Origin of the sequence: Bacillus sp. FSL R5-0603, assembly GCF_038050295.1 — a bacterium.
GTDB lineage: Bacteria > Bacillota > Bacilli > Bacillales > Bacillaceae > Bacillus > Bacillus subtilis.
The window spans coordinates 682,552-699,016 of record NZ_JBBOYP010000001.1; the positions used below are offsets into that span (position 1 = coordinate 682,552).

At 49.6% G+C, this 16,465-nt stretch carries 13 protein-coding genes; 10 read left to right on the forward strand and 3 right to left on the reverse strand.

The features are described 5' to 3' along the window. Positions 1-8: 8 nt before the first annotated feature. The 10 genes from rhgW (at position 9) to NYE56_RS03520 (ending at position 14,823) form a co-directional block, all read left to right on the forward strand. Entirely contained in the window at positions 9-1,853 is a 1,845-nt protein-coding gene (gene rhgW / locus NYE56_RS03475) for a rhamnogalacturonan lyase (RefSeq protein WP_445684721.1), read from the forward strand. Positions 1,854-1,898: 45 nt separating this feature from the next. After that, entirely contained in the window at positions 1,899-3,737 is a 1,839-nt protein-coding gene (gene rhgX / locus NYE56_RS03480; protein ID WP_341283470.1) for a rhamnogalacturonan exolyase, read from the forward strand. A 156-nt stretch (positions 3,738-3,893) separates the two neighbouring features. Further along, positions 3,894-4,547 (forward strand): rhamnogalacturonan acetylesterase, encoded by a 654-nt coding sequence (locus tag NYE56_RS03485; protein ID WP_341283471.1) that lies wholly within the window; start codon positions 3,894-3,896, stop codon positions 4,545-4,547. Positions 4,548-4,554: 7 nt separating this feature from the next. After that, the gene (yesZ, locus tag NYE56_RS03490; RefSeq protein WP_341283472.1) at positions 4,555-6,546 is read left to right on the forward strand and encodes a beta-galactosidase YesZ; all 1,992 of its coding nucleotides are present in this window, start codon (positions 4,555-4,557) and stop codon (positions 6,544-6,546) included. 43 nt (positions 6,547-6,589) lie between these two features. Then, on the forward strand, positions 6,590-9,163 hold the full coding sequence (locus NYE56_RS03495) for an exo-rhamnogalacturonan lyase family protein (protein WP_341283473.1): 2,574 nt from the start codon (positions 6,590-6,592) through the stop codon (positions 9,161-9,163). A 120-nt stretch (positions 9,164-9,283) separates the two neighbouring features. After that, entirely contained in the window at positions 9,284-10,792 is a 1,509-nt protein-coding gene (locus NYE56_RS03500; RefSeq protein ID WP_080529044.1) for an extracellular solute-binding protein, read from the forward strand. A gap of 54 nt (positions 10,793-10,846) precedes the next feature. Beyond that, complete coding sequence (locus NYE56_RS03505; RefSeq protein WP_268315220.1) at positions 10,847-11,803, forward strand: ABC transporter permease; 957 nt, start codon at positions 10,847-10,849, stop codon at positions 11,801-11,803. 13 nt (positions 11,804-11,816) lie between these two features. Further along, positions 11,817-12,704 (forward strand): carbohydrate ABC transporter permease, encoded by an 888-nt coding sequence (locus NYE56_RS03510; RefSeq protein ID WP_003242715.1) that lies wholly within the window; start codon positions 11,817-11,819, stop codon positions 12,702-12,704. Positions 12,705-12,712: 8 nt separating this feature from the next. Beyond that, positions 12,713-14,053 (forward strand): alpha-galacturonidase LplD, encoded by a 1,341-nt coding sequence (gene lplD, locus NYE56_RS03515; protein ID WP_341283474.1) that lies wholly within the window; start codon positions 12,713-12,715, stop codon positions 14,051-14,053. Between the two features lie 74 nt (positions 14,054-14,127). Next, on the forward strand, positions 14,128-14,823 hold the full coding sequence (locus tag NYE56_RS03520) for a DUF421 domain-containing protein (RefSeq protein WP_268556174.1): 696 nt from the start codon (positions 14,128-14,130) through the stop codon (positions 14,821-14,823). Between the two features lie 36 nt (positions 14,824-14,859). Here NYE56_RS03520 and hmoA read toward each other — a convergent pair whose 3' ends face one another. The 3 genes from hmoA to NYE56_RS03535 all read right to left on the reverse strand — a co-directional run bounded on the left by hmoA (position 14,860) and on the right by NYE56_RS03535 (position 16,280). Further along, the gene (gene hmoA / locus NYE56_RS03525) at positions 14,860-15,186 is read right to left on the reverse strand and encodes a heme-degrading oxygenase HmoA (protein WP_003243958.1); all 327 of its coding nucleotides are present in this window, start codon (positions 15,184-15,186) and stop codon (positions 14,860-14,862) included. Between the two features lie 103 nt (positions 15,187-15,289). Next, on the reverse strand, positions 15,290-15,652 hold the full coding sequence (locus tag NYE56_RS03530; RefSeq protein WP_335450454.1) for a VOC family protein: 363 nt from the start codon (positions 15,650-15,652) through the stop codon (positions 15,290-15,292). A gap of 91 nt (positions 15,653-15,743) precedes the next feature. Continuing rightward, positions 15,744-16,280 carry a hypothetical protein gene (locus tag NYE56_RS03535; protein WP_341283475.1) on the reverse strand — a complete coding sequence of 179 codons (537 nt, stop codon included), beginning with the start codon at positions 16,278-16,280 and terminating at the stop codon, positions 15,744-15,746. Between the last annotated feature and the right edge of the window lie 185 nt (positions 16,281-16,465).

Consider the following 16,465-nt stretch of genomic DNA (forward strand, 5'->3'; position numbering starts at 1 on the left):
GCTGTCTGATGATTACACGAAGGAAACGCATGTTTACTGCTGTTACGTTGCTGGTCTTGTTGGTGATGGGAGCCTCTGTATGTCCTGTGAAAGCTGAAGGGGCAGCGCGGCAGATGGAAGCGCTGAACCGGGGGCTTGTAGCGGTCAAGACGGACGGGGGCATTATTGTCACCTGGCGGTTTCTTGGAACTGAAAACGCATCTGTTTTGTTCAATGTGTACAGAGACGGGCAAAAACTGAATGCTGCGCCTGTCAAAACCACGAACTATGTGGATAAAAACGGATCGGCGGGCTCAACGTATACGGTTCGGGCTGTTGTAAACGGTACCGAACAGCCGGCTTCTGAAAAAGCCTCCGTATGGGCGCAGCCGTATCATTCCGTCCCGCTGGATAAACCGGCTGGCGGCACGACGCCAAAGGGTGAAGCTTACACGTACAGCGCTAACGACGCAAGTGTTGGCGATGTGGATGGTGACGGGCAATACGAGCTGATCCTGAAATGGGACCCGTCTAACTCAAAAGACAATTCACAGGATGGCTATACGGGTGACGTGCTGATTGACGCGTATAAACTGGACGGCACAAAGTTATGGCGGATCAATCTCGGCAAAAACATCAGAGCGGGCGCGCACTACACCCAGTTTATGGTGTATGACCTTGATGGTGACGGAAAAGCGGAAGTGGCAATGAAAACGGCAGACGGGACAAAAGACGGCACGGGCAAAGTAATTGGAAATGCCGATGCAGATTACAGAAATGAACAGGGGCGTGTGCTTTCAGGCCCTGAATATCTCACTGTGTTTCAAGGTTCAACCGGGAAACAGCTTGTCACCGCAAATTTTGAACCGGCGCGCGGCAATGTGTCAGATTGGGGAGACAGCTACGGCAACCGTGTTGACCGTTTTCTCGCCGGCATTGCCTACCTCGACGGACAGCGGCCGAGCCTGATCATGACCAGAGGGTATTATGCCAAAACCATGCTTGTCGCCTATAACTTCAGAGACGGAAAGCTGTCAAAGCTTTGGACGCTTGATTCTTCGAAGTCGGGAAATGAAGCGTTTGCCGGACAGGGGAATCACAACCTGAGCATCGCGGATGTTGACGGAGACGGTAAAGATGAGATCATTTTTGGCTCAATGGCTGTTGATCATGATGGCAAAGGCATGTACTCGACCGGCTTAGGCCATGGAGATGCCCTCCATACAGGAGATCTTGATCCGGGCCGGCCGGGGCTTGAGGTGTTTCAAGTTCATGAGGACAAAAATGCAAAATACGGCTTATCTTTCCGGGATGCTGCAACCGGAAAAATCCTTTGGGGCGTTTATGCCGGCAAGGATGTAGGCCGGGGAATGGCTGCTGATATTGACCCGCGTTATCCGGGACAGGAGGTGTGGGCAAACGGTTCTCTTTACTCGGCGAAAGGGGTCAAAATCGGAAGCGGGGTTCCGTCCTCGACCAACTTCGGCATCTGGTGGGACGGCGATCTGCTCCGGGAGCAGCTGGACAGCAACCGAATTGATAAGTGGGATTATCAAAACGGCGTATCGAAAAATGTGCTGACTGCATCAGGCGCAGCTGCTAACAACGGCACAAAAGCAACACCGGCGCTTCAGGCTGATCTGCTCGGTGACTGGCGCGAGGAAGTCGTGTGGAGAACGGAGGACAGCAGTGCTCTGCGCATTTACACGACGACCATTCCGACTGAGCATAGGCTGTACACGCTGATGCACGATCCGGTGTACCGGCTTGGCATCGCCTGGCAAAATGTCGCCTATAACCAGCCGCCGCACACAAGCTTCTTTTTAGGAGACGGCATGGCGGAACAGCCAAAACCAAATATGTATACGCCTTAACTGAAAGGGGGAAGGAACGGGCTGCGTGCAGCCCGTTCCCATCAAATGAAACCAAAAAAGAGGCAAATGGAATACTTGACCAGAGGTTTGATTGCGGTACAGACAGAACAGGGCGTGTTTGTCAGCTGGCGTTTTCTCGGCACGGATCATGAGACGACGGCTTTTCACCTTTATCGGGATGGAAAGCGGATCACCCGCGATCCAATCGCTGAAAGCACTAATTTTCTCGATCAAAACGGAACGGCTGACTCTGTTTATCAAGTGGTGGCTGTCAATAAAGGACGGGAAGAAAAGCTTTCCAAGGAAGCTCGTGTTTGGCAGGAAAATGTTCTGGAGGTTCCGCTTGCCAGACCGGAAGGCGGTGTGACGCCGGACGGAAAGCCGTACACTTACAGCGCCAATGATGCCAGTGTCGGGGATGTAGACGGGGATGGAGAATATGAAATCATCCTGAAGTGGGACCCGTCCAATTCCAAAGACAACGCCCATGACGGATATACCGGGGAGGTTCTCATAGATGCCTATAAACTGGACGGCACCTTTTTGTGGCGCATCAACCTCGGCAGAAACATCAGAGCGGGCGCTCATTACACGCAATTTATGGTGTATGACCTGGATGGTGACGGAAAAGCAGAAATCGCCATGAAAACAGCTGACGGCACAACAGACGGGAAAGGACATATCATCGGTGATGAGCAGGCCGATTTTAGAAACGAACAGGGCAGAATTTTGTCCGGTCCGGAATATTTGACTGTGTTTAAAGGAGAAACCGGTGAGGCACTCACGACAGTGGAATATGAACCGCCCCGCGGCAAACTGGAGGATTGGGGAGACGGATATGGAAACCGGATGGACCGTTTTCTCGCTGGAATCGCTTATTTGGATGGGGAGCGGCCGAGCCTTGTAATGGCGCGCGGCTACTATACGAGAGCCGTGCTTGTGGCATACGATTTCAGAAACGGAAGGCTCAAAAAACGCTGGGTATTTGACTCCAACCACCCGGGACATGAAGCGTACGCAGGACAGGGGAACCACAGCTTGAGCGTGGCTGACGTCGACGGAGACGGAAAAGATGAAATCATATACGGCGCAATGGCGGTCGATCATGACGGAACCGGCCTGTACACAACGGGGCTCGGGCACGGAGACGCGATGCATGTAGGGGATCTGGACCCGTCACGAAAAGGGCTTGAAGTGTTCCAGGTGCATGAGGACGCTACGAAGCCGTACGGACTGTCACTGCGAGATGCCGGAAACGGTGAGATATTATGGGGCGTCCATGCTGGAACTGACGTTGGCCGGGGCATGGCGGCTCATATTGATCCAAGCTACAAAGGGGCGCTCGTCTGGGGAATTGATCCGCCGGGCAATGATGGCATGTCGTACGGGCTTTTCACGAGCAAAGGCGAAAAAATCAGCGACAAAGCGCCCCCTTCAGCCAATTTCGCCATCTGGTGGGACGGTGATTTGGTCAGAGAACTGCTTGATCATGACTGGGACGGAACGATCGGCAGGCCAAAGATTGAAAAATGGGATGCTGAAAACGGCTGTCTGAAGACGATATTTCAGCCGGCCGGCGTGCTGTCCAACAACGGCACGAAAGGAAACCCGGTTCTTCAGGCCAACCTGTTCGGAGACTGGCGGGAAGAAGTGATATGGAGAACGGAAGACAGCAGCGCGCTCCGTATCTATACAACGACACATCTCACCCGCCACCGCTTTTACACGCTGATGCATGATCCGGTTTACAGGCTCGGCATCGCCTGGCAGAATACCGCCTACAACCAGCCGCCGCACACGAGCTTTTACCTCGGAACGGGAATGAAAAAACCGCCGAAGCCCGCCCTGTACATAGCGGGAAGTAAAGCGGAGGCGCCGCTGTAGGAGGACTAAGGGATAAGACGCAAAGGCTGAACGCTACGACAAGATGATTAGAGAACGGGCAGGACGAACCAATGCACAAACGCTGTACGCACCGGTTTTTTCAAGGGAAGAGCTATCCGTGATGGAAGCTGTATAAAAAACGAGGAGGAATGAAAAATGGCAAATCATATTTATCTTGCCGGCGATTCGACTGTTCAAACGTATGGAGACAGCACAAATCAAGGGGGCTGGGGGCAGTTTCTCGGCTCGCATCTGCCGGAGCATATTCAGGTGATCAACAGAGCGATCGGGGGAAGAAGCTCGAAGACATTTGTCGAAGAGGGCAGGCTTCAGGCGATCCTTGATGTGATTGAGCCGGATGATTGGCTGTTCGTGCAGATGGGCCATAATGACGCGTCGAAAAATAAGCCGGAGCGCTACACCGAGCCCTACACGACCTATAAACAATATTTAAAGCAGTATATCGCAGGCGCGCGGGAAAAAGGCGCCCATCCGCTTCTCATTACCCCCGTAGCCCGCTTTCACTACGAAAACGGCGTGTTTTTGAACGATTTTCCTGATTACTGCATTGCCATGAAGCAGACGGCTGAAGAGGAGAATGTCCAGCTCATTGATCTGATGGAGAAAAGCCTTGCTTTCTTTACTGAGAAGGGCGAGGAAAAAGTGTACACCTATTTTATGATTTCAGAAGGGATTAACGATTACACGCATTTTACAAAAAAAGGCGCAAATGAAATGGCGAAACTTGTGGCAAAAGGCATAAAGGAGCTCGGCCAGCCATTGACAGAATCGATCATCAAAGAAAGGTGAAAATGGGATGAGAAAACTGTATCATGGTGCTTGCTATTATCCGGAATTATGGGATGAAGAGACGATTCAGCAGGACATTGACATCATGCGTGAAGTTGGCGTAAATGTTGTGCGGATCGGTGAATTTGCCTGGTCTGTCATAGAACCGGAAGAAGGAAAAATTGACGTCGGTTTTTTCAAAGAAATCATCGCCCGGCTGTATGAAAGCGGGATCGAAACGATCATGTGCACGCCGACGCCTACCCCGCCAATTTGGTTCTCACACGGCCGGCCCGAACGCATGCATGTCAATGAAAAAAGAGAGATCATGGGGCATGGCTCCCGTCAGCATGCCTGTACGAACAACCCGTATTTCCGAAAAAAAGCCGCCATCATCACCACAGCCATCGCCAAGGAGCTTGGCCGGCTCCCGGGGCTGATCGGATGGCAGCTAGACAATGAGTTTAAATGCCATGTTGCAGAATGCATGTGTGAAACATGTTTGCGCTTATGGCATGACTGGCTCAAAAATCGCTACGGGGTGATTGAGCGCTTGAATGAAGCTTGGGTAACCGATGTTTGGAGCGAAACCTATCAGACGTTTGAGCAAGTCCCGCAGCCGGGACCGGCCCCGTTTCTGCATCACGCTTCCCTAAGCACCATGTATCAGCTGTTTTCGATGGAGATGATCGCTTCGTTTGCGGATGAACAGGCCAAAATCATCCGCTGCTATTCAGATGCACCGATCACGCATAACGGATCAGTCATGTTCAGCGTGGACAATGAGCGAATGTTTCAGAATCTGGATTTTGCCTCCTATGACACGTACGCTTCGCAGGAAAACGCCTCTGCCTTTTTATTGAACTGTGATTTATGGAGAAATCTGAAACAGGGGCGCCCGTTTTGGATTTTGGAAACGAGTCCGTCGTATGCCGCCTCGCTTGAAAGCTCCGCTTACCCGCACGCAGACGGGTATTTGCAGGCCGAAGCCGTATCGTCCTACGCCTTAGGAAGCCAGGGATTTTGCTACTGGCTATGGCGACAGCAGCGTTCAGGCAGCGAGATTTCCCACGGTTCGGTTCTCAGTGCCTGGGGCGAACCCACCATTGGCTACCAAAATGTGCTGGCGGTTGAGCGGGCAAGAAAGGAAATCGAGCCTGTTATTCTATCGACTGAACCCGTTCAAGCCGAGGCGGCGATGACGTACTCTGACAGAGCAAAAGCATTTATTAAAACTGAGCCTCACCGGGGACTCCGGCATCGTTCGCTTGTGACGCATTTTTATGAACGTATTCTCAACACGGGGATTCACCGTGACCTTATTCCGGAAGGCGCTCCACTGGACGGCTATCGCTTGCTGTTTACGCCATTTGTGCCGTATTTGTCTTCTGAATTTATCAAAAAAGCTTCGGCATTCGCTGAAGCGGGCGGCATCTGGATCACCGGGCCGCTGACAGGAGGGCGCACATGCGAGCATACCATTCATACCGATTGCGGACTTGGCGAACTTGAGAAAACGTCAGGGATCAAAACACTTTTTACCTTTCCGATGAATGAGAACGTGAATACAGGAAAAGCGTTTAGCATCACGGCGCCGCTCGGACTATGGAGCGCGGTGTTTGACACAGAGAGCGGAAATACCCTTGGCACGGTTGAATCAGGACCGGGGGCGGGCCATGCTTTTCTGACGGAACGGAATTACGGCGAGGGGAAAATTGTCATGCTGGGCTCGCTTCCATCCGGGAAAGAAGGGGATGCGATGCTGGAAGCGCTCGTCAGGCATTACGCGGAGGAAGCTGTTATTTCCAGCCAGTCGGATGTGACGCCCGGCACGATCGTTGCCCCGCGCAAAGGCGATAACGGCCTTGTATGGATCATCGTGAATATGGATGGAAAAGGAGGAAGTGTGACACTGCCGGAAGCGGGAACAGATCTGTTGACGCACCGCTTGGAAAAGGCGGGGAGGCTGGCGGTCGGACCGCATGAATACCGTGTGATTCAATTTGACAATCCCAGCTGATTCTTTGCATCGAATCAGCTTTTTTCTATGGAGGGAGAGACCGATGAAAAAGATCAAATGGTTATCAGAACAGCCAAAGTTGACAAGCGGCGTGACGTGGGGCGTGCCATGGAAAAAAGGAGAATTAAAAAAGGGTGACCGACTGGCGCTTATGAATGAAAACGCGGAAACGCGATATGTGCAAAGCGAACCGTCGGCCTATTGGCCGGATGGGAGCATCAAGTGGACGAAGCACGCGGCGGTGTTTGGCGGTAAGGAAAACCAAAGCTTTATCGTGCAAAAAAGAGAAGTCTCGCAGCCAACTGAATCGCTCAGCATTCATGAGTCAGAGCATGAAATCCAAGTGAATACAGGAGCACTCGTTTGTACCATTCATAAAACAGGATCTGATTTCATTCAATCATTGCAGATCAACGGAAAGCCGATCGCCGCAGGCGGGAGGCTCGTTGCCATAAGAGAAACGAGAAACGAGTCGGCGGCGGAAACGGTTCTTTTGCATGAAAGGTCTGTCAGCTTTATCAAACGGGCGGCGATTGAGCAGAGCGGTCCTGTCAAAGCGGTGGTTAAAATCGAGGGAGTGCATGTGCTCCATAAAACGAATGAAGAATGGCTGCCGTTTGTCATCCGATTGGCGTTTTATGCCGGGCTGTCTGAGATCGGCCTTGTGCACACGCAGCTGATTGACAGGAGCGGTAAACAAGAATTCGTTAAGGGGCTCGGCATCGAATTTGACCTTTTTTTGGAGGGAGAGCCGTACAACCGCCATTTCCGGTTTGCGGGAGAGAAAGGGATGTACAAAGAACCCGCCCAGCTGTTTGGCACACGTAAATTCAATGAACGATATCCGCTTTATGAAAAACAAATCAATGGCGAAATGCTGTCTCCAGATGAAGAGCATAAGGAATGGTTTGCACATGGCACACAGAATGCGGTTTGGGACGATGTGAAGCTTGTTCAGGATTCCAGCGATCATTACAGCCTGTCAAAACGGACCGGAAAAGATTATGCGTGGGTCGGAATGCTGCATGGCAGCCGGGCGAAGGGGCTCTGCTATGCGGGCGGAGAAAATGGCGGCATGACACTCGGTCTGCGGTATTTTTTTGAGAAATACCCTTCAGCACTGGAAATCACAGGTCTTGCCGGCAGCCGCCCCAAAATGACCGTCTGGCTTTGGCCCCCGGACGGCGAAGCAATGGATTTGCGGCATTATACAGGAAACACCCACGTGGCCAGCGCGTATGAAGGCTTTGATGAAATGCGCTCTGATTCGACAGGCATCGCGAACACAAATGAAATCAGCCTGGCGTGCTTTTCGCACATGCCGTCTGACGAAGTCCTTAATGCACTCGCTGACAAATGGCAGGCGCCGCCGCTCATTGTATGCGAGCCGGACGTTTATTACGAATCAAAAGCACTCGGGGTTTGGAGCATCATTGACACATCCCATCCGCTCAAAAAAGAGCTGGAGGAACATCTCGATGCGGCCTTTCTGTTTTATAAAAAGGAAGTAGAGCAACGCAGATGGTACGGTTTTTGGCATTATGGCGATGTCATGCATACGTATGACCCGATCCGGCATATGTGGCGGTACGATCTCGGCGGATATGCATGGCAAAACAATGAGCTCGTTCCGACCTTATGGCTGTGGCAGGCGTTTTTCCGCTCAGGCAGAGAGGATATCTTCCGAATGGCAGAAGCCATGACCCGCCATACGAGTGAAACGGACAGCTTTCACCTCGGTGAATACGCCGGGCTTGGCTCACGGCATAATGTTGTGCACTGGGGATGCGGCTGCAAGGAAGCGAGAATCAGCATGGCCGGGCTTTATAAATTCTATTATTATCTGACGGGTGATGAGCGGACGGGAGATCTTTTGACAGAAGTGAAGGATGCCGATTATGCCCTCGTCAAAACCGATCCGATGCGCGCTTTTTACGAGAAAGGCAAGCACCCGACTCACGCCAGAACAGGACCGGACTGGGCGGCGTTTTGCTCGAACTGGCTGGCGGAATGGGAGCGGACCGAAAATCGGGAATATCTCAAAAAAATCGAAACGGGAATCAACTGTCTGAAGCGGCTGCCGCTCCGCTTATTATCCGGCCCGACATTTGAATATGACCCGGCGACCTCGATGCTTCATCACATGGGAGACGGCATTGCGGGCGGATATCATATGATCATTGCCTTCGGCGCGCCGCAAGTGTGGATGGAGCTGGCTGAGCTTCTTGATGACCGGGAATGGGAGGATATGCTGAGTGAATTCGGCGAATTTTACACACTCAGTGATGAGGAAAAACGGAAAAAAAGCGGAGGCGCTCTTCATGACGGGCATTTTCACTGGCCGATGTTCGCCGCCGGTATGACAGCCTACGCCGCAAGAAAAAAACAAGATCCTCATCTCGCCGCCAAAGCGTGGAATCTTTTGCTCGATGATAAGCTCAGCCATACGCCGCTTCCGATCAAACCGGAGCGCATCGAGACATGGACGCAGCTAGAGGAGCTTCCATGGGTGACAACGAACACTGTCTCTCAATGGTGTTTAAATGTCATAGCGGCACTGGAACTGATCGGAGATTCCCTTCCGGCAAAAAAAGAAACATCGGGCAAAAAAGGATAACAGCCGGAATTTCATAGGAGAAATGGTGCAAAAAATGAAGATTGCAAGAATTTATGTAAGCGCTTTATATTGAGAGGGCAAAGGGGAAATGCAAATTGAAAAAAGGGGGACTTACGCAACATGAAAATAAGAATGCGAAAAAAATGGATGGCCTTGCCGCTTGCTGCCATGATGATCGCCGGATGCAGCCATTCGGAAACATCCAATTCAGCAAGCGGTTCGAAAGATACGATCAAAATTATGGCGCCGCTCTTATCGCCGGAAAGCCCGAGTGATAAAAGCCCTTCATTAAAAGCGCTCGAAAAATACACAGGCAAAGAGATTAAGGTCACATGGGTGCCTGATTCATCCTACAACGACAAATTCAACATCGTCATGGCTTCAGGAGAGATGCCTCACGCGATTGTCATTAAAGATAAGTCAGCCGGCTTTATCAAGTCTGTCAAAGCAGGGGCGTTTTGGGAGCTGTCTCCTTATTTAAAAGACTACAAGAATTTAAGCCAGGCAGATGAAAAGATTTTGAAGAACAGCTCGGTGAACGGCGAGGTGTACGGAATCTACAGAACGAGGGATCTGATCAGGGCGTGTATGATCATCAGAACCGACTGGCTGAAAAATGTCGGTCTGGATATGCCGGAAACGCTTGATGATTTCTATGAAGTGCTGAAAGCCTTTAAGGAAAAAGATCCTGACGGAAACGGCAAGGATGATACGTACGGCATGGTCGTGCCGAAATGGATGGGACTCGGCAACGGAAGCCCATGGGATGTTTTGCAAATCTGGTTCGGAGCGCCGAACCGCTACGGTGTTGAAAACGGAAAGCTGATTCCGGATTTTACAACGAAGGAATACATGGATGCGCTCACGTTTTTTAAAAAGCTCTATGATGAGGGATTGATCAATAAGGACTTTGCTGTCATGGATTCTGCGAAGTGGAATGATCCGGTTGTAAAAGGAAAAGCGGGTGTCATCGTTGATACAGGCTCAAGAGCGTCTCAAATCCAAAGCGCGATGGAGGAGGCGGATGAGTCGAACAAGGATATCATTGATATCGTCGGCTCGCTTGAGGGACCGAATGGCAAGCGCACCTTCCCGACATCTGGTTATTCAGGCATGATCGCGATACCAAAATCAAGCGTCAAAACCGAAAAAGAGCTGAAAGAGGTGCTGTCCTTCCTCGATAAGATGAATGATAAGGAAGCGCAGATTCTCACGAACAACGGAGTGAAGGGCCGCAATTACGAGCTCAAGGACGGCGTATTCACCTCACTTGAAAAAAATAATAAATCTCTCCTGTATGAGCATGAAGGCTTGGCACAGTTCAGCATGTCGATTCCGAAAAGCGAGTATTACATCGAAGACCAGAAAACCAAGCTCTTCCAGCATCGCAAGGACATCATAACCGAAGGAGAAAAAATAGCCGTCTTTAACCCGGCTGAGTCGCTTGTATCTGATGTCTATACCCAAAAAGGAGCCCAGCTTGACAACATCATCCTCGACGCGAGAACACAATTTATCATTGGAGAAATTGATGAAAAAGGGTTCGCTGATGCAGTGGAGCTTTGGAAAAAAAGCGGCGGCAATGACCTGATGAAGGACTTGAACAAATTGTACCAATCGTCAAAATAAACCGATGCGCCTGCCGTTCGGCGGGCGCCCCGGTATCACGAAAGGAGAACAGATATGGAAACAGTGCCGAAGAAGGGAGATGCACCTGTTCTCACCGCTGGAAAAGGCATCAGCTGGATGGCTGCGCTCAAACGGGACAAATGGCTTTATCTTCTTCTTATTCCCGGTCTGCTTTATTTCTTGATTTTCAAATACTTGCCGATGTGGGGCGTGCTGATCGCTTTTAAAGACTACTCGCCATATCTCGGCTTCTGGAAAAGCGAATGGGTCGGCTTTGATTATTTCAAAGACTTTTTTATGAATCCGGATTTTTTCCGGCTGCTGCGCAACACCCTCACGCTGGCGAGCCTGGATCTTTTGTTTGCCTTTCCCGCGCCTCTCATTTTAGCCCTGCTTTTGAATGAGGTAAGAAAGGCCGTATATAAAAGATGTATCCAAACCTTTATTTACGTACCCCATTTTGTATCATGGACAATTGTGGTCAGCATCACCTTCGTTTTCTTTACTGTCGATACAGGTGTGATCAACAAAATGATCATGAGCCTGACAGGTGAGCAGATTTCTTTCTTGTCGGATGCAGACTGGTTCCGGCCGATGATTGTGATGCAAAGCATTTGGAAGGAAACAGGCTGGGGAACGATTCTATTTTTGGCAGCGCTCGCTACGGTTGATCAAGAGCAGTATGAAGCGGCCATCATGGACGGAGCGGGGCGGTTCAGGAGAATGTGGCATATTACGCTGCCGGCGATCAGAAGCACCATTATTGTTTTGTTGATTTTAAGAATCGGCAGCTTTTTGAATCTTGGCTTTGAACAGGTGTATTTGATGACGAACTCGCTCAACCGCAGTGTGGCTGACATCTTCGACACGTATGTGTATATGATGGGGATTACCCAAGGGGCGTATAGCTACAGCACGGCGGTCGGTTTGTTTAAATCAGTTGTCGGGATTATCTTGATTTTTGGCGCCAATTACATTGCGAAAAAGTTTGATCAGGAAGGATTGTTTTAGAGGAGGGAGAGGTATGGCTGAAATTCACACGATGCACAACACCAAAGCCGGACGGGTGTTTGACGTCTGCAACATTCTGTTTCTCGGCGGTGTCGGCGCGATTACCATTTTGCCGTTTTTATATATTATCGCCGGTTCCTTTGCGACAGAAGCGGAACTCGCCCAGCGGAGCTTCTTTATTTTCCCGAAAACCTTTACACTTGATGCTTACAAGTATGTGTTTTCGACACCGACGTTCCTTCGAAGCATGGGCGTGTCCATCTTCATCACGGTGGTTGGGACGGCTGTACAGCTGTTTTTCACCTTCACGATGGCATATCCGCTGGCGAAGCGGCATGTGAAGGGACGGAATCTGCTGTTGAATCTGGTGATTTTCTCCATGCTGTTTTCAGGCGGCATGATTCCGACGTACCTTGTCGTAAAATCACTTGGCCTTTTGGATACGTATTGGGCATTGATTCTGCCGATGGCGATTAATCCGTTCAACCTTATTATTATCAAAAACTTCTTTCAGCAGCTGCCGCGCGAGCTGGAGGAATCAGCAAAAATTGACGGCTGTTCCGAAATCGGCGTCTTCTGGCGGATCGCCCTGCCACTGTCAAAGCCGGTTATTGCGACCTTTGCGCTGTTTTATGCGGTCGGGATTTGGAATGATTTCTTCCACGCTCTCTTATATATCAATGACAGTGCAAAATGGCCGCTGCAAATGGTGCTTCGCCAAGTCACGATTTTATCGGATTTAACGGCGACCAATGGCGATACGATGCAAAATGCCGTTCCGCCGGAGCAGGGAATTAAACTCGCTGTCATTGTCATTGCGACGCTGCCGATTTTGGCGGTCTATCCATTTTTACAAAAACACTTTGCAAAGGGAATGCTGATCGGTTCGGTGAAAGGCTGAGAAAGGGAGTGTTTCATATCAGTACATTAGATCAGATTAAGATTGCCTATATCGGCGGGGGGTCCCAAGGCTGGGCCAGAAGCCTGATGAGTGATTTGTCGATTGATGAACGGATGTCAGGCACGGTGGCGCTCTATGATCTTGATTTTGAAGCGGCTCAGAAAAATGAAGTGATCGGCAATCACAGCGGGAACGGCAGATGGAGATATGAGGCTGTTTCTACTTTGAAAAAGGCGTTATCAGCCGCGGATATCGTCATTATTTCCATTTTGCCGGGATCACTGGATGATATGGAAGTCGATGTCCACTTGCCTGAGCGCTGCGGTATTTATCAGTCTGTAGGTGATACTGTCGGGCCTGGAGGGATCATCAGGAGCTTGCGTGCTGTGCCGATATTTGCGGAAATTGCCCGGGCAATAAGAGACTACGCACCAGAGTCCTGGGTCATTAATTATACAAACCCGATGTCTGTCTGTACAAGAGTGCTGTATAAAGTGTTTCCCGGAATCAAAGCGATTGGCTGCTGCCACGAGGTATTCGGGACGCAAAAGCTATTGGCGGAAATGGTCACGGAAAGGCTGGGGATTGAGGTGCCGCGGCGTGAGGATATCCGCGTTAATGTGCTCGGCATTAACCATTTTACATGGATCACAAAAGCCTCTTACCGCCATATTGACCTGCTGCCTATATTCCGTGAATTCAGCGCGCACTATGGGGAATCAGGATATGAGCTGGAGGGGGAAAGCTGGAGGGACAGCGTCTTTTGTTCGGCACACCGTGTTGCGTTTGATTTATTTGAAACGTATGGCGCCATCCCTGCTGCGGGAGACAGGCATCTGGCAGAGTTTCTTCCCGGCCCATACCTCAAACAGCCTGAAGTATGGAAATTTCATCTCACACCTATATCATTCAGAAAACAAGACAGAGCTGAGAAACGACAAGAAACAGAACGGTTGATCGTGCAACAACGGGGCGTTGCTGAGAAAGCTTCGGGAGAAGAAGGCGTGAACATCATAGCGGCTCTTCTCGGATTGGGTGAACTCGTCACAAATGTAAATATGCCGAATCAAGGCCAGGTCTCAAACCTTCCTATACAAGCCATTGTCGAAACAAACGCATTCATCACAAGGAACCGTGTCCAGCCGATTTTTTCCGGAGCGCTTCCGAAAGGTGTGGAAATGCTGGCGGCTAGGCATATATCCAATCAGGAGGCAGTGGCGGACGCAGGTTTAACAAAGGATACTGGCCTCGCGTTTCAAGCCTTCCTCAATGACCCGCTTGTCAAGATTGACCGCAGTGATGCAGAGCAGCTTTTCAATGACATGCTCCAATGCACCATACAACGTTGAGCGGAGCTTTTCCGGTTTAGAAAAGAAACCATTGACCATACTGATAGTATAATCAAGAAGTAGGTGCTATCAATATGGGAAATTATTTAAGTGTTGCGGTAGAATTGGTATGCGGTTTAGGCATTTTATTTATCATCTTAAAACTTCTGGGGAAAACCCAATTTTCTCAAATTACGCCGTTTGATTTTATTTCTGCATTAATTTTAGGGGAATTGGTCGGAAATGCAGTCTACGACCATGAAATCAAGATTAAAGAAATTATTTTTGCTTCGCTGCTGTGGGGTGTACTGATTTATATTATTGAATTTATCACACAAAAAATGAAATCATCGCGAAAGTTCCTCGAGGGTGAGCCGAATATCGTCATTCGCAAAGGAGAGCTTCAATATAAAGTATTGAAGAAAAATAAGATGGATATTAACCAGCTGCAAAGTCTTCTGAGGCAAGCCGGGAGCTTCTCGATCCAAGAAGTAGAATATGCGATTCTCGAAACAAACGGGATGGTCAGCGTGCTCCCAAAATCCGACTTTGACAAACCGACAAATAAGGATTTGCAGATTCCTCAGAAGTCAGTCTCTTTGCCGATCACTTTAATCATAGACGGAGAGATTGTCCGCGATAATCTGAAGGAAGCGGGTGTGGATGAGCAGTGGCTGAAGCAGGAATTGAAAAAGAAGAACATTGATAAGACGGAGGACGTGTTATTTGCGGAATGGCACAAAAATAAGCCGCTGTATACCGTAACATACGAACAAAGCAGATCAACATGACTCTTAGAAAAAAGCTTGCAGCAAGGCGCAAGCTTTTTATTGATTGTATGTCCCTTGTTTGACAGCACGTACATGGTACATGCTCACTTCAGTGCTGATCAGATAGTCAGGCTTTGGTTTGCCTTTGTTTGCTTTATGGCCGGCGATATGCGCATCGCTTTTTTCCCATTGCTTCCAGTGATCCTCTGATTCCCAGCGAATCATGACAACAACTTCTTCATCACCGCGGCGCACATTTTTCTCAAGCACTGTCACATCAATTAAACCTTCTTGTTTTTCAATGATTCCTTCAGCGCTGAAACGTTCTATGACTTTATCTGCAAAGCCTTCTTTAACCGTCATTTTTCTCAACTGTACAAACATTTGCCTCACTCCAATCATTCTCACATATGAATAATTGTAAATGAAATTCATTCTCAATGTCAAAGAAAGCGCAGGGCGGAATCGAACCGCCGTGCGCAACAGTTTATTCTTTTAATAAAAACACATTTCCGTCTTCGTCCTTAAATTGAACGAAGGTGCCCCACTCCATTTGATTGGGCTCACCGAGAAATTCTACACCGTTTGTCTTCATTTTCTCGTATGTACCAAAGATGTCTTCGCATTCAAACACAATAGAAGCCTTCATTTGCTCTGAGCCTTTCATCATGGCTTTCGGGTAAATGACTAAACGAGTCTCGGCCCCTTTTGGCGCAACCTCCAGCCAGCTTGCTTCAGGTCCCATTGGGTGGTCCGCTGCAATATCAAAGCCTGCCTTCTCTGTCCAAAATTGCTTCGCTTTCTGCTGGTCCTCGACATATACAGCAACAGTGCCAATTTGTTTGATCATAGGGAAACCTCCAAGTTGAAAAGATAATAATACTATAACCTGTTTACGGCCGAAGTAACATAAAAAAATCAGCCGGGAAACCGGCTGATTTTTAAAATGAGCAGCTTACAACATCGATGTGATTTGTGTCTAAGGCGAAATAAACCCAGCGGCGACGTGAGGAATCCCAATAAAAGCCGCCGACGGATCTTCTGCCAAGGATGATCGGGTAAAACCAAAATGAGCGGCCATTGGTTAACCAAACATAGGTAAATCGGAAAAGGCAAGGACGAATGGTGATTGGTTCAACTAACAAAACGGCTCCTTGAGAACCCTGCGGTTTTGGGGGTTTCGCTGGTATTTGGGAAGGAGGAGGTCCCTGCGGCGCACCGCCGAAGCCCGGGCTGGCACCGCTGCCAATGCCGGAGCCGCCGCCAAAGCCTGGAACAGCGCCACCGCCAATGCCAGGGCCGGAGCCGCCGCCAAAGCCTGGAACAGCACCGCCGCCAATGCCAGGGCCGGAGCCGCCGCCAGAGCCCGGAACAGCACCGCTGCCATTGCCAGGCCATGGATATCGGTATTCATATTCAAAAGCAGGCCAAGGCTCATAAAAATGCCCCGCAAACATATAAGGATCAACATAATACATGTGATAACGCCCTTTCTCATTGTAAACTGTACATTGCAGTTTATGCGGGCGGACTCTTATTGGTGCATTCGCCTAAGGATATGAAGCTGGAATGCTCTCAGAGAGCAGAATCATTTGATTTTTCCCTAGTCTTATTCACAATTCCGATTTATCATTTTATAATGAAAGTGCTTCTATTACGAAAA